Annotated in this window: 14 protein-coding genes; 3 read left to right on the top strand and 11 right to left on the bottom strand. The window is 68.9% G+C overall.

The window, feature by feature from the left end; genetic code table 11:
• Positions 1–3 precede the first annotated feature (3 nt).
• A complete protein-coding gene (locus AB0I34_RS09940; protein ID WP_360442412.1) occupies positions 4–1,410 on the bottom strand; it encodes a PLP-dependent aminotransferase family protein in 1,407 nt (468 codons plus the stop codon).
• 100 nt (positions 1,411–1,510) lie between these two features.
• Between AB0I34_RS09940 and AB0I34_RS09935 the strand changes: the two genes are divergently transcribed.
• Genes AB0I34_RS09935 through AB0I34_RS09925 form a run of 3 tightly spaced genes read left to right on the top strand, consistent with a single transcriptional unit; the run spans position 1,511 to position 3,973 of the window.
• Positions 1,511–2,311, top strand: coding sequence for a methyltransferase domain-containing protein (locus AB0I34_RS09935; RefSeq protein WP_360442409.1), 801 nt, complete (start codon positions 1,511–1,513; stop codon positions 2,309–2,311).
• The gene (locus AB0I34_RS09930; RefSeq protein WP_360442406.1) at positions 2,308–2,451 is read left to right on the top strand and encodes a hypothetical protein; all 144 of its coding nucleotides are present in this window, start codon (positions 2,308–2,310) and stop codon (positions 2,449–2,451) included. The genes AB0I34_RS09935 and AB0I34_RS09930 overlap by 4 nt, the downstream gene beginning before the upstream one ends.
• 31 nt (positions 2,452–2,482) lie before the next feature.
• Positions 2,483–3,973 carry a CYTH and CHAD domain-containing protein gene (locus tag AB0I34_RS09925; protein ID WP_360442404.1) on the top strand — a complete coding sequence of 497 codons (1,491 nt, stop codon included), beginning with the start codon at positions 2,483–2,485 and terminating at the stop codon, positions 3,971–3,973.
• A 115-nt stretch (positions 3,974–4,088) separates the two neighbouring features.
• Here AB0I34_RS09925 and AB0I34_RS09920 read toward each other — a convergent pair whose 3' ends face one another.
• The 10 genes from AB0I34_RS09920 to AB0I34_RS09875 all read right to left on the bottom strand — a co-directional run bounded on the left by AB0I34_RS09920 (position 4,089) and on the right by AB0I34_RS09875 (position 13,833).
• Entirely contained in the window at positions 4,089–5,711 is a 1,623-nt protein-coding gene (locus AB0I34_RS09920) for a cation acetate symporter (RefSeq protein WP_360442401.1), read from the bottom strand.
• 20 nt (positions 5,712–5,731) lie between these two features.
• Positions 5,732–6,073 carry a DUF485 domain-containing protein gene (locus AB0I34_RS09915; RefSeq protein ID WP_360442398.1) on the bottom strand — a complete coding sequence of 114 codons (342 nt, stop codon included), beginning with the start codon at positions 6,071–6,073 and terminating at the stop codon, positions 5,732–5,734.
• A gap of 188 nt (positions 6,074–6,261) precedes the next feature.
• Positions 6,262–7,797 (bottom strand): cation acetate symporter, encoded by a 1,536-nt coding sequence (locus AB0I34_RS09910; RefSeq protein WP_360442395.1) that lies wholly within the window; start codon positions 7,795–7,797, stop codon positions 6,262–6,264.
• A 15-nt stretch (positions 7,798–7,812) separates the two neighbouring features.
• Positions 7,813–8,193, bottom strand: coding sequence for a hypothetical protein (locus AB0I34_RS09905; RefSeq protein WP_360442392.1), 381 nt, complete (start codon positions 8,191–8,193; stop codon positions 7,813–7,815).
• Position 8,194: 1 nt separating this feature from the next.
• Positions 8,195–8,944 carry a LytTR family DNA-binding domain-containing protein gene (locus AB0I34_RS09900; RefSeq protein ID WP_360442389.1) on the bottom strand — a complete coding sequence of 250 codons (750 nt, stop codon included), beginning with the start codon at positions 8,942–8,944 and terminating at the stop codon, positions 8,195–8,197.
• 73 nt (positions 8,945–9,017) lie between these two features.
• Positions 9,018–9,209 (bottom strand): hypothetical protein, encoded by a 192-nt coding sequence (locus tag AB0I34_RS09895; protein WP_360442386.1) that lies wholly within the window; start codon positions 9,207–9,209, stop codon positions 9,018–9,020.
• Positions 9,210–9,310: 101 nt separating this feature from the next.
• A complete protein-coding gene (gene fdhA / locus AB0I34_RS09890) occupies positions 9,311–10,525 on the bottom strand; it encodes a formaldehyde dehydrogenase, glutathione-independent (RefSeq protein ID WP_360442383.1) in 1,215 nt (404 codons plus the stop codon).
• A 197-nt stretch (positions 10,526–10,722) separates the two neighbouring features.
• Positions 10,723–11,853, bottom strand: coding sequence for a histidine kinase (locus AB0I34_RS09885; RefSeq protein ID WP_360442380.1), 1,131 nt, complete (start codon positions 11,851–11,853; stop codon positions 10,723–10,725).
• A gap of 17 nt (positions 11,854–11,870) precedes the next feature.
• Positions 11,871–12,608 (bottom strand): metallophosphoesterase family protein, encoded by a 738-nt coding sequence (locus AB0I34_RS09880; protein WP_360442378.1) that lies wholly within the window; start codon positions 12,606–12,608, stop codon positions 11,871–11,873.
• A 55-nt stretch (positions 12,609–12,663) separates the two neighbouring features.
• Entirely contained in the window at positions 12,664–13,833 is a 1,170-nt protein-coding gene (locus tag AB0I34_RS09875; RefSeq protein ID WP_360442376.1) for a hypothetical protein, read from the bottom strand.
• Position 13,834 lies beyond the last annotated feature (1 nt).

Here is a 13,834-nt window from a genome sequence, read left to right as displayed (position 1 = left end):
CGTCTAGCTTGCTATGACCTCGGCGATGGTGCTGATGGCCTCGGTGATTTCGGTGGGGGTGCGGGCGGCGTAGCCGAGGACGAGGCCGGGGGCGTGGGGGAGTTGGCAGTGCCAGGAGAGTGGGTGGGTCTTGATGCCCTTCTGGAGTGCCCGGGCGGCCAGGTCGACGTCGTTCAAGGTGTCGTCGAAGGTGATGGTGAGGTGCAGGCCGGCCGCGGCGCCGTGGACCGTGGCGGTGGGCAAATAGTTGCTGATGGCATCGACCATCGCGTCGCGGCGGGTCCGGTGGCGACGGCGGAGGAAGCGGAGCTGGCGTTCGAGCTCGCCGGACTCCATCAGCTGCGCGAGCGTGAGCTGCGGGAGCGCGGCGTTGCCGAGGTCGGCCAGGCGCTTCATGCCGATCAGCGCGTCCTTGTACTGCGGTGGCGGCAGCATCCACCCGATCCGCAGCGACGGCGCGAGCAGTTTCGACACGCTGCCCGCGTAGATCACCTGATCGGCCAGCATCGCGCGCAGCGCCGGAACCGGCGGCCGGTCGTACCGGTGCTCGGCGTCGTAGTCGTCCTCGATGATCAGCCCACCCTCAGCCGCCCACTGGATCAGCTCCCGCCGTCGCTCCCCTTCCAGTACGACGCCCGTCGGGAAATGATGCGCCGGAGTCGCCATCACCGCTCGGGCGCCCGACTCGCGTAGCAGGTCGACCTGCAGTCCGCCGGCGTCCACCGGGATCGGGGGCGTACGCATGCCCCAGTTCTGCAGATGCTGCCGGGATCCGAGCGACCCCGGATCCTCCACCGCGATCTCGTGGATCCCGCGGTCCTTCAGCACCTGCGCAACCAGCCCGATCGCCTGCGAGACCCCGGCGACGACGATCAGGTCATCCGGATCCGCCGCGATCCCCCGGTTGCGGGCCAGCCAGTTCGCGACCGCCCGACGGAGCGCGGGTGTACCGGACGGATCGCCGTACCCGAACTCGGACGACTCGAGGTCGTTGAGCACCGCCCGCTCGGCCCGCAGCCAGGCAGCCCGCGGAAAGGCCGCGAGATCAGGTACCCCGGGGGTGAGGTCGATCCGAGCCGGAGCCGCCCGCAAACTGTCGAACACATCCAGGCCGGGCTCCGGTACGACGGTTGGTGGCGTGATCCGGCCCGCTGCAACGCCCGGCTCGGCGACGACCGGAACCGCGACGACCACAGTGCCGGCGCGGCCGCGGCCGGCGACGTGGCCGTCCTCGGTCAGGCGCTGGTAGGCCTCAGTCACCACACCTCGGGAGAGGCGGAGTTCGGTGGCGAGGAGGCGCGTGGAGGGGAGTCGGCTGCCGATCGGGAGGCGGCCGTCGGAGATCGCGGCGCGGAGGCTCTCGGTGAGCCAGTCCGACAACCCGCCGGGCGGCGCGTCGGCAGGGTTCAACTGCAAGAAGTCCGTACCGGCGTTGACCAGTCCTTTGGACCTACCACTTTGGCTCGGATTGGACCTGTTCACTGGACCATTGTGGCGGCACGTTGGAGGTATGGGAACTGACTACGTGCACGGCTACACCCCGGCCGAGACCCGCCGGCTCACCGACCAGGCGCAGACGCTCGCCGACCTCCTGCACAGCGGTACGACGTACCCGTCCGGGAGCAAGGTCCTCGAAGCCGGCTGCGGCGTCGGCGCGCAGACCGTCCAGCTGGTCACCCGGAGCCCGGGCATCGACCTCGTCTCGGTCGACATCTCCGAAGAGTCACTCGCCCGGGCCAAGGCCCGCGTCGCCGCCGTCGCCCCCGAGGTGAGCGTCGACTTCCGCCACGCCGACCTCCGGGACCTTCCGGAGGAGGAGTTCGACCACGTCTTCGTGTGCTTCGTCCTCGAACACCTCGCGGACCCGCACGCCGCCCTGGTCGCCCTGCGCCGCCTGATCAAACCCGGCGGCACGATCACCGCGATCGAGGGCGACCACCAGTCGGCGTTCTTCCACCCTCGCAGTACGGCGGCACAAGCGGTCATCGACTGCCTCGTCGACCTGCAGGCCGAGGCCGGCGGCGATTCGCTCATCGGCCGGCGGCTGCAGCCGCTCCTCAGGGACGCCGGGTACGCCGACGTCCGGGCGCACCCGTGCACGGTGTACGCCGACGAGACCCTGCCGCACCTGGTCGACGGCTTCACCCGGAAGACCTTCATCGCGATGGTCGAGTCGGTCCGGGAGCGGGCCCTCGCCACCGGGATGCGCACGCCGGCCGAGTGGGGGCAGGGCATCCGCGACCTGGAGAAGTCCGCGGAGTCCGGCGGGACCTTCCACTACACGTTCTTCAAGGCGGTGGGCGGGACATGATCGCTCTGCTGATTCTCGTCGTACTGATCTGCTGGGGACTCAACCGCAACAACCGGCGGCAGCTTCGGACCACCTCACCCAACGGCGTACCCGACCGGGATCTGGAGCGACTGGTCGCCGACCTGCGCGTGCTCGGCTGACCAATTCATGAACGCCTGGTAAACAAGAGGTATGGCGCCGACTGAACAGCTCGAGATCGAGACCAAGTACGACGTCGACGACGGCGTGGGTCTGCCCGCGCTGCACGAGCTGCCCGGAGTCGCGAGCGTGGCGCAGCCCGTGGAGCTGGACCTCGAGGCGGTGTACTACGACACCGAGGCGCTGGACCTCGCCGCGAACAAGGTGACGCTGAGACGGCGGACCGGCGGCGAGGACGACGGCTGGCACATCAAGTTCCCGAAGGCCTCGGGCGAACGGCTGGAGATCCACCACCCGCTCGGACGGTCGGTGCGCAACGTCCCGATCGCGCTGGTCCGCACCGTGCGGGTGCACGTCCGGGACCACAAGCTGATCCCTGTCGTCACGCTGCAGACGCACCGGGTCGTGCACAAGCTGCTGGACGCCGACGGCAACGTCCTCGCGGAGCTGGCCGACGACCATGTCACCGCGACGGTCGAGGGCGCCGAGCCGGAGAGCTGGCGGGAGTGGGAGGTCGAGCTCGTCTCCGGCGAGCGTGAGCTCCTGGAGGCCGTCGACCCCGTACTGCGGTCGGCCGGAGCCGAGCCCGCAGCGGGACCGAGCAAACTCGCACGGGCGCTCGGCGACCGTGTTCCAATTGCGACCGGCTGGGAGCTGCCGAAGAAGCCGCGGACCTCGGACATCTTCCGTGCGTACGCCGGTGACCAGGTGCAGGCGATCCGGGACCGCGATCCGCAGGTACGCCGTGATGTCCCGGACTCGATCCACAAGTTCCGGGTGGCGACGCGACGGCTGCGGTCCGCGCTGGCGACGTACCGGCCGGTGGTGGACCGCGAGGTGGGTGATGAGATCCGGGCCGAGCTGAAGTGGCTGGCCGGGGAGCTTGGCGTCGCCCGGGACGCCGAGGTGCAGCGTGAGCACTTCGCCGCGGAAGTGGCGGAGCAGCCCGTCGAGCTGGTGATGGGCCGGGTCGGCGGCCGGATCGACGATCATCTGCGCGGGGTGTACAAGGAGGGCCGGGCGGGAGCCCTGGCCGCACTGGAGAGCGAGCGGTACTTCCAGTTGCTGGACACGCTCGACGAGCTGATCGCGAAGCCGCCGCTGACCGGCGACGACCGGAAGGCGGCCAAGCAGATCGGCGACCTGCTGCACCACGACTGGAAGCGGATGCGGAAGGCGGTCCGCCGCGCCCAGGACGCGGAGAGCTCGGCCGAGCAGGACCACGAGCTGCACGAGGTCCGCAAGGCAGCCAAGCGGCTGCGGTACGCCGCGGAGTCCGCCGTACCCGTGCTCGGCGACGAAGCGTCGGACCTGGCAGTTCGGAGCGAAGAGGTCCAGGAGATCCTCGGCGAGCACCAGGACAGCGTCGTCTCCCGGGAGCTGCTCCGTCAGCTCGCGATCCAGGTCCACCTCGACGGCGGCAACGCCTTCACCTTCGGCCGCCTGCACGCCGCCGAAGAACTCCGCGGCACCCGCTCCCGCGACACCTTCTTCACCCTCTGGCCCACCCTCAAGCTGTCCTGACAACGCGAGACGGACCCGGCCAGGGGTACCGGGTCCGTCTCGAGGGGCGGTGGTGGGGCTGCCAGGCAGGGTCGCGTACGGTCCGCAGAGCCTGCCTGACAGGTCTGGAATCACCTCAGTGCTGGACCGCCTTCTCGGCGCCCGCGCCGGTGAGGGAGCGGACCTCCATCTCGGCGAACTTGTCGGTGTCGACCGGCTCCTTGCTGGTGACCGTGCCGAGCCAGCCGAGCAGGAAGGCCAGCGGGATCGAGACGATGCCGGGGTTGTCCAGCGGGAACCAGTGGAAGTCGATGCTGGTGTCGGTGATCATCGACAGGCTCTGGCCGGTCTTCGCGTCGACCTTGCCGGAGACGACCGGGCTGAACGCGATCAGGATGATCGCCGAGCCCAGGCCGCCGTAGATGCTCCAGAGTGCGCCGCGGGTGTTGAACCGGCGCCAGAACAGCGAGTACAGGATCGTCGGCAAGTTCGCGCTGGCCGCGACCGCGAACGCCAGCGCCACCAGGAAGGCGATGTTCTGGCCGTTGGCGAAGATGCCGCCGATGATCGCGACGATGCCGATCACGACCGCGGTGTACCGGGCCACCCGGACCTCACCGTCGCCGCTGATCTGGCCCTTCTTGATGATCGAGCCGTAGATGTCGTGGGCGAACGACGTACTCGCGGTGATCGTCAGGCCGGCCACGACCGCCAGAATCGTGGCGAAGGCGACCGCGGAGATCACGCCGAGGAGCAGCTCACCGCCGAGCTCGAACGCCAGCAGTGGTGCCGCCGAGTTCGCCTTGCCGGGCGCGGCCTTGATCGCGTCCGGGCCGACGATCGCGGCAGCGCCGTACCCGAGCACCAGGGTGAACAGGTAGAAGATGCCGATGATCCAGATCGCCCAACTGACACTGCGCCGGGCCTCCTTGGAGTTCGGCACCGTGTAGAACCGCATCAATACGTGCGGCAGGCCGGCGGTGCCGAGCACCAGTGCCAGTGCCAGTGAGATGAAGTCCAGCTTGCTGATCCCCGTTGCGCCGTACTGCAGACCCGGGTTGAGCAGCTTCTCGCCGGCTGCCGGGCTGTTGTCTACGGCCGCACCGAGCAGGCTGGACAGATTGAAGGAGTACTTCGCCAGCACCCACAGCGTCATGACGCCCGCGCCGATCACCAGCAGGACGGCCTTGATGATCTGCACCCAGGTGGTGCCCTTCATGCCGCCGACCAGGACGTAGGTGATCATGATCGCGCCGACCACCGCGATGACGATGCTCTGGCCGGTGCGCCCGGAGACACCGAGCAGCAGGGCGACCAGACCGCCGGCGCCGGCCATCTGCGCCAGCAGGTAGAAGAAGCAGACGCCGAGCGTCGAGATCGCGGCCGCCATCCGGACCGGCCGCTGCTTGAGCCGGAAGGACAGTACGTCGGCCATCGTGAACCGACCGGTGTTCCGGAGCAGCTCGGCGACCAGCAGCAGGGCCACCAGCCACGCCACGAGGAAGCCGATCGAGTACAGGAAGCCGTCGTACCCGTTCAGGGCGATCGCACCCGCGATGCCGAGGAACGACGCCGCGGACAGGTAGTCGCCGGCGATCGCGATGCCGTTCTGCGGGCCCGTGAAGGACCGGCCGCCGGCGTAGAAGTCGGCCGCGGTCCGGTTGTTCCTCGACGCCCGCAGCACGATCGCGAGGGTGGCCAGCACGAACAGCCCGAAGATGATGATGTTGACGGTCGGGTTGCCGATTTCGGTTGCCATGGGCAACAGCGCCTGCGCGGTCACGACGTCTCGCCCTCGATCTGGTGGCGCATCCGCTCGGCGTCCGGGTCGATCCGCCGGTCGGCCCAGCGGACGTAGATCATCGTGATCGCGAACGTCGACACGAACTGACCGAGGCCGAACAACAGGGCCACGTTGATGTTGCCGCCCACCTTGTGCGACATGAACCCGGGTGCGTAGGCGGCGAGCAGGACATAGAGGAAGTACCAGACCAGGAACAGTCCGGTCATGGGGAACACGAAGCGCCGGAACCGGCGACGCAGTTCGGAGAAGTCCGGCGAGAGCTGGACGTCCCGGTACGTCGTCAGGTCCGGGTCACCCGCGGATCGCGTATCGGACATCGCGGGACCTCCAGACGGTGATCAGGCCGGGCGGATGGGCCAGGCAGGGGCTGCTGCTGGTCCGTACTGTGGCCGCGGTCACTGTCGCCCGACAGCTCCCACACGCATCGAGCGCTCAGCGGACCACACCAGTCGCCCGGTGGATCACTCCGCTGCGGCGAGCGGTAGGAATCCCACGACGAGCGGTCTCAGTGAGACGGCAGTCCGCGGTCGACGTCGACGGCTTCGGGGGTGTGGAGGCGGACCATGCTGCGGGCGGCGCCGGCGGGGATCTTGTCGGGGGTCAGCTTCGACACCACGATCACGGTGATGAACGCGAGCGGCATCGTCCACGCGGCCGGCTGACCGACCAGTGCCTTCGGCCAGCCGCCGTCGGGTCCGCCGATCACGTTGATCAACGCGGCGGCACTCGCGGCGACTCCACCGACGACCAGCCCGGCCGCGGCACCGGTTGTGGTCATCCGTCGCCACCAGATCCCCAGCACCAGCAGCGGACAGAACGTCGACGCGGCGACTGCGAACGCAAGGCCCACGGTGTCGGCCAGACTCAGCGAGCCGGTGACCAGAAACGCCAAGTAGGGAACGGTCATCGAGAGTACCGCGGCGATCCGGAAGCTGTTCACGGCCACGTAGTCGCCGCCCGTCCACCGATGCAGGCGGCTCCGGAACAGGTCCTGGTCGATGACTCCGGCGATCGCGACCGTCAATCCCGACGACGTCGAAAGGAACGCGGCGAATGCCCCGGCCGCGACCAGTGCACCGAGCAGATCTCCTGCTGTGCCAGGGAGAATCCGGTTCGGCAGCTCGAGTACGACGGTGTCCGCGCCGGCACTCACCAGGTCGGGCGCGAACGTCCGGCCGAGTACGGCGTACATCGGTGGGAACAGGTAGAAGAGTCCGAGCAGTGCGAGGACGACGACCGTCGTACGGCGGGCCGCCCGGCCGTCCGGGTTCGTGTAGAAGCGAACGAGGACGTGGGGCAGGCCCATCGTTCCGAAACAAAGGGCTAGGAGCAACGAATACGTCGCGTACAGCGGGTGGTCCCGGCCGCCCGCGCGGGACAGCGGTTCGGACCATTCGGCGGCCGCGCCGTGCAGCGACTGCAGTACGCCGGCTGAGTGGTCGCCGGAGCGCCAGGCGATCAGGATGACGAAGATTGGTGTGGCCAACGCAGTGAGTTTCAGCCAGTACTGGAAGGCCTGGACGAAGGTGATCGAGCGCATGCCACCGGCGGCGACGTTGAAGACCACGATCACCGCGACGACCGCAGCGCCGACGTCGGGCGGCGCGCCCGTGACGGTCTGCACGGTCAGCCCGGCGCCGTGCAACTGGGGCAGCAGGTACAGCGTGCCGATGCCGACGACCAGACCCGAGCAGATCCGGCGGACCACAGCCGATTCGAACCGGGTCTCGGCGAAGTCGGGCAACGTGTAGGCGCCGCTTCGCCGCAGTGGTGCCGCCACCAGGACCAGCAGCATCAGATAGCCGACGGTGTAGCCGACCGAGAACCAGAGCATGTCCGCGCCGTTGACCAGCACGAGACCGGCAACACCGAGGAACGACGCGGCCGACAGGTACTCACCGCTGATCGCGGACGCGTTCCAGCGTGGCGTGACCGCACGGCTGGCAACGTAGAAGTCGCTGGTGGTCCGGGAGATCCGCAGCCCGAACAGGCCGATCCCGATCGTTGCCAAGACCACCAATCCGATGGCAGTCAGACTCATCGCCGATGACATGAGCTATTGCCGTCCGACGAACTCGGTGAACTCGGCTTCGATCCGTTCGGCGTTGCGGACGTACACGCGGGCGGCGATGTACACGACCGGGTAGACCACGATGCCGAGGATGACCCAGGGCAGCGGCAGGCCGAGGACCGACAGCGTGCGGGTCGCGGGGACGAGAGCGAACAGCAGCGGGATGCCGCCGAGGATGACTACGGCGCCGGCGATCACCGCGAGGGTGAGCCGGAGCTGGGACTGGATCAGCGAGTGCATGTAGATCTCGCCGAGCCGGGTCTGCTCGTCGATCTCACGGGTCCCGGTCGGGATGACAGGTCGCCGGGTGGCGGTTCTGCGCGGGCTGGTGACCCGAACCCGTCTCGGACTGTCCGGCGTACTCATGTCAGCCGCGCAGGGAGGTCGAGCGGACCAGGAGGTCGCGGAGTTCGCGGGTGTGGCGGCGGCTGACCGGGAGCCAGTCGTCGCCGACCCGGACCGCGCACCGGCCGCCGTCGACGCGCATCTCGTCCACATGTGCGAGGGCGACCAGCGTGCTGCGGTGGATGCGGGTGAACCCGGCGTCGCCCCAGCGTTCCTCCAGCGTGCTCAGCGGGATCCGGACCAGGTGCGAGTTCTGGCCGGTGTGCAGCCGGGCGTAGTCGCCCTGCGCCTCGACGTACCGGACCGTCGAGCGCTGGACGAACCGGGTCACACCGGCGAGCTCGACCGGGATCACCTCGTCGTCTGTCTCCTCGGCCGACTGCAGCGCGGAAGGCGCACCCGCGGTGACGACCCGGCGGACCGCCTCGGCCAGGCGCTCGGCCCGGACCGGTTTCATCACGTAGTCGGTGGCCTCGAGCTCGAAGGCCTCCACCGCGTGTTCGTCGTACGCCGTGACGAAGACGATCTGCGGGCGTGGCGGGCGGAACTTGGAGATGACGCTGGCCAGGTCGATGCCGTCCAGCCCGGGCATCTTGATGTCGCAGAACACCACGTCCAGGTCGGCCGCCTGCAGGATCTTCAGCGCGTCCGGCCCGTTCGACGCGGTCCGGATCTCCCCGATCCGGTCGTCCCGCTGGAGCAGATACACGAGTTCAGCCAGCGCGGGCTCCTCGTCGTCCGCGACCAGCACGCGCAGGGGAGTCTCGGCCATGGCATCACAGTAGTGCCAGGGCATCCGGAATTGGAGCCGTCAGCTGGGCCACCGCGGCCGACAGTTGGCCTGCTCAGGACAGCATGTGGGGCGCGTGGTCGGGCTGGTGTTCCCAGCGGAGGCGGCTCGAGCCGAAGCCGGCCGCGTGGACGCCGTCGTGGCCGCTCGGCCGCCGGCAGTAGTAGTGCGGCGAATACAGATCGCGGCACGAGTCCTGGTACGCCGTGTAGGCGAACTCGAGGTCCAGTCGCTCGTCACTGCTCATGAAAGTCGCTCTCGTCGAACCTGGCCTTCACTTCGCAGTATGACTCGGCCGGGGCCGACGACGGGAGCCGGACCCTGCGCCCGGCTCCCGTCGATCCCTCCTTACTTGATCAGCCCGTGGGGATCGAGCACGTACTTTCGTGCCGCGCCCTTGTCGAAATCGGCGTACCCCTGCGGTGCCTGGTCCAGCGGGATGACCGTGGCGTTCACGTTCTTCGCGATCTGCGTACGGTCGTGCAGGATCGCCTGCATGAGCTGGCGGTTGTACCGCATGACCGGACACTGGCCGGTCGTGAACGCCAACGATTTCGCCCAGCCGAGACCCAGGCGGATCGACAGCGAGCCGGTCTTCGCGGCCTCGTCGCTCGCACCGGGATCACCGGTGACGTAGAGGCCGGGGATACCGACCGCGCCACCGGCGGCGGTCACGTCCATCACCGTGTTCAGCACGGTGGCCGGGACCTCGGACCGGGCGTCGCTGCCGTGACCATGGGCCTCGAACCCGACGGCGTCGATCGCGCTGTCGACCTCCGGTACGCCGAGGATCCGCTCGATCTGGTCCTTCGGATCGCCCTCGGACACATCGATCGTCTCGCAGCCGAAACTGCGGGCCTGCTCCAGCCGTTCCTTCTGCAGGTCGGCGACGATGACGACGGCCGCGCCTAGCAGGAACGCCGAGGTGGCCGCGGCCAGGCCGACCGGCCCCGCCCCGGCGACATAGACAGTCGAACCAGTCCCGACACCCGCCGTGACTGCGCCGTGGTAGCCGGTCGGGAAGATGTCCGACAGCATGGCCAGGTCGCGGATCTTCTCGAGGGCCCGGTCCTTGTCGGGGAACTTCAGTAGGTTCCAGTCGGCGTACGGCACCAGCGCGTACTCCGCCTGGCCGCCGACCCAGCCGCCCATGTCGACGTACCCGTACGCGGACCCGGGTCGATCCGGGTTCACGTTCAGGCAGACGCCGGTCTTGCCCTCCTTACAGTTGACGCACCGCCCGCAGGCGATGTTGAACGGGACGGACACCAGGTCGCCGACCTTGATGAACTCGACGTCACGGCCGACCTCGGCCACCTCACCGGTGATCTCATGGCCGAGAGCGAGTCCCGACGGTGCCGTGGTCCGGCCGCGAACCATGTGCTGGTCGCTGCCGCAGATGTTGCTGGCCACCACCTTGAGGATCGCCCCGTGCGGAATCTGCCGCCCCACGTTCGCGGGGTTGACCCCTGGACCGTCCTTGAGCTCCAGACTCGGGTAGTCGATCGTCTCGACCGCCACGTCGCCTGGCCCCTTGTAAATCACTGCCCTGTTACCTGGCACGAGTAGTGCTCCCTTCCATCCGGGCTCGACCAGCCCATCGGCACTCTTCGTGGGCTGTGATCGCTTCGTGCGCGATCCAGCCGTCGCCTGCCCCGTCCAGGCGAATCCACTCCGTGTAGACGCTTGCGCAGAACGCGCATTCCCAACGCCGTAAGGGGATTGCAATCGACGCTAGTCCGCGCCCCTACTACCGTCAACTACGGCGTGGCGTGTACTCCTGAGGAGTATTTGGGGACTCGGAAGGTGACCCTGGTGCCGGCGTCGACCGCGGTTTCGACGACCAGGCCGTACGCGTCGCCGTACACCTGCCGGAGCCGGGCGTCGACGTTGCCGAGGCCGACCGAGTCGCTGCCGGACTCGCCGGACAGCGCGGCCCGGATCACCTCCGGGTCGCTGCCGGAGCCGTCGTCCTCGACGCTGATCTCGGCCTCGTTGATCCGGTCCCGGGCCCGGATCGTGATGTGCCCGACACCGGTAGTGCCCTCCAAGCCATGGCGTACGGCGTTCTCCACCAGCGGCTGGACGACCAGGAACGGGATGACCACTGGCAGTACCTCAGGCGCGATCTGCAGCGACACCTTGAGCCGGTCGCCGAACCGCGCCTGCTCCAGCACCAGATAGCGCTCCACGTTGCGCAACTCGTCGGCCAGCGTGGTGAACTCGCCGCCGCGCCGGAGTGCGTAGCGGGAGAAGTCCGCGAACTCCAGCAGCAACTCCCGCGCCCGGCCCGGGTCGGTCCGGACGAACGACGCGATCGCGGCCAGCGCGTTATAGATGAAGTGCGGGCTGATCTGCGCCCGCAGTGCGCGCAGCTCCGCCTCGATCGCGCGGGTGCGTTCCTTGTTGAGCTCGGCCAGCTCGACCTGGCCGGACACCCAGCGGGCGACCTCTTCGGTGGCCCGGACCAGCGCTGCCGACGAGCGGATGCTGTAGGCGACCAGTACGGCGACCACTCGCTCCTCGGTGACGATCGGCGCGACCACCGCAGTACGGATCGGGCATTGCGGGTCGCTGCAGGCCACGTCATGCGCTCCGAGCACCGCCGTACGTCCGGAGCGGAGCGTGGGAGCCGCGAGAGCCTTCGCATCGCCGCGGTGGTTGCTCTCGTACGGTCCACCGACTCCGTCCCACGCCAGTACGCCGGAGGAGTCACAGATCGCGATGGCCGCCGTACCGAGGAGGTCTCTGAGGTGGCGGCTTGCCTTCCCGGCCGCTGCGGGCGTCAGACCCTCGCGCAGGTGGGGAGAGGCCAGCGAGGCGGTATGCAGGGTCGCATACGTCGCCTTGTCAGCCGGAGTCCCGAAATGCTTCCGCCGCCGTGCGAACACGTGTCGACGGTAGCCGGTCAACCCTCCGCACGGGGTCTGAACGCGTCCAGGGCCTCGGTGTCGGAGTAGTTGGTCAGCAGGTACTCCTCCACCCACTCCTGCCGGCCGGGGTACGTCGACTCCTTGGTGATGCGCTCCGCGGCCTTGACGGCGTCGAGGGGTGCGCGGCGGAGCTGTACGCCGTCCGGGGTCAGCAACGCCCAGCTCGGGCCAGGAGCGCCGTACGGCATGTCGACGCTGCCGGCGTTGATCACCAGCCGCCGGTCCACCTGCCTGGCGAACGGCATGTGGGTGTGGCCACACACAACCGTCCGGACGTCCTCAGGCAGCCCAGTGAAGACCTCGGCCCACCGGGAGATCGGGCTGTCGACCAGCACCATCTCCTCGTCGTCCCGTGGCGTCGCGTGGCAGAACAGCGCGTCCCCGATGGTCACACTGGTCGGCAAGGGCGCCAGCAACTCCACCTGGTCCGGCCGCAACTGCTCTGCTGCCCACGGACTCACCGCATCCGGCGGTTCGCCCGTGAACGCGGCCCGGGCCATCTCCACCAGCTCGCGGTCGGCGTTCCCCCGCACCCACACCACCCGGTCGCCCAGCGACGTCAGCAGGTCCAGAGTCTCGACCGGCTGCGGCCCGCTGGCGATGTCCCCGGCCAGCACGATCGCATCGGCCGACCGTACGTCGTCCTCCGCCAGCACCGCCTCCAGAGCAGGCAACACCCCGTGCACATCAGCCAGCACCGCTATACGTTCCATGCCGCCAGTCTGCCGCCAAACCCCTTACCCCACAGGGATATCTGCTCTCGGCAGATCAGCTGCCGATCCGCAGATTGCCCTTGGCCAGCGGAGTTGCCTGCTCACACGCGCCGGTGACGGTCGAGCAACGGATGATCGAGGCCGCGCTGTCCGGGCCGTCGTCGGCGAGCAGGAGGAGGTGCTGGTCGTCCTCGGCGACCGACTGTCGGAACGTCCCGGCCCACTCGTGCAGCAACGCGCCGGTCTTCGCATCCAGAGCTGATGCGATGCCATCGGCGTACCCGTCTCGGTAGAAGGGTGCTCCGATCGCGGTGCGGCCGTCGCGGGTGAAGCCCACGACCTGGTACTCGCAGGTGCGCCAGAGTCGCGTGCCACCCTCCACGGTGACGACGTTGGTGCAGCTGCTGTAGTCGGTGATGTTGATCAGTGAGGCGGCCACCGAGCCGTCGGCGGACAGCGCGGTCGGCTTCGGGATCGACTTGACCACAGTGGCCTTCGACGCCCCCGGGACCCATTCGTACAGGTTCCAGGCGAGGGCGCCCTCGGCGGTCTCGGCCCGGAAGTAGACCTTGCCGTTGACGTAGCCGAGCGGGAACGCGTCCCAGACGTCCGGCACCGTGATCTGCTGGACCGATTGCTGCTCCGCGTAGACCACGGCACCCGGAAGTGCCGCGCTCTGCTCGGACCGGCGGGTCGCGACGTACGCGGCGGCCAGGCCGTCCTCGGTGGTCACGATCCCGGTGACGTCAGGGGTGGTCCGTAGGACCTTCCCGCTGCTGTCGATCGTCAGCATCTCCGTGTCGGTGCCCTTGCTGACGACGGCCAGCACGGACTGGTTCAGGCGGGCGACATCCCCGATGTCGCCCGTACCCGGGATCTTCACCTCCTGGCCGGGGCCGCCTTGGACGGTGCGGCCGGACAGGTAGGTGACCTGCGGGCCGCGTCCCTTCGGCAGCTTGGCCAGGTTGACCTTCGACTTGACCGGACCGCTCTTGGTCGGCGTCGGTTTGGGAGTGCTGATCGGCGTGCCCGATGGAGTGACCGACGGCGTGGCGGTGGGCGTCGAGGTCGGCTTGTCCGTGGGAGACGGGGAACCGCTGAGTGGGGCTGCGTCGGCTTCCGCGACCTGTGGGCCCTGTCGGTAGGCGAGGGCTGCGCCGATGGCGACCGCGGCGACCGCGATCGACGCGACCAGGGCCACGAGGCGGCCGTTCTTGTTCCGCATC

Source organism: Kribbella sp. NPDC050281, assembly GCF_040655855.1.
GTDB lineage: Bacteria > Actinomycetota > Actinomycetes > Propionibacteriales > Kribbellaceae > Kribbella.
This window is presented reverse-complemented; position numbering and strand designations above follow the sequence as displayed.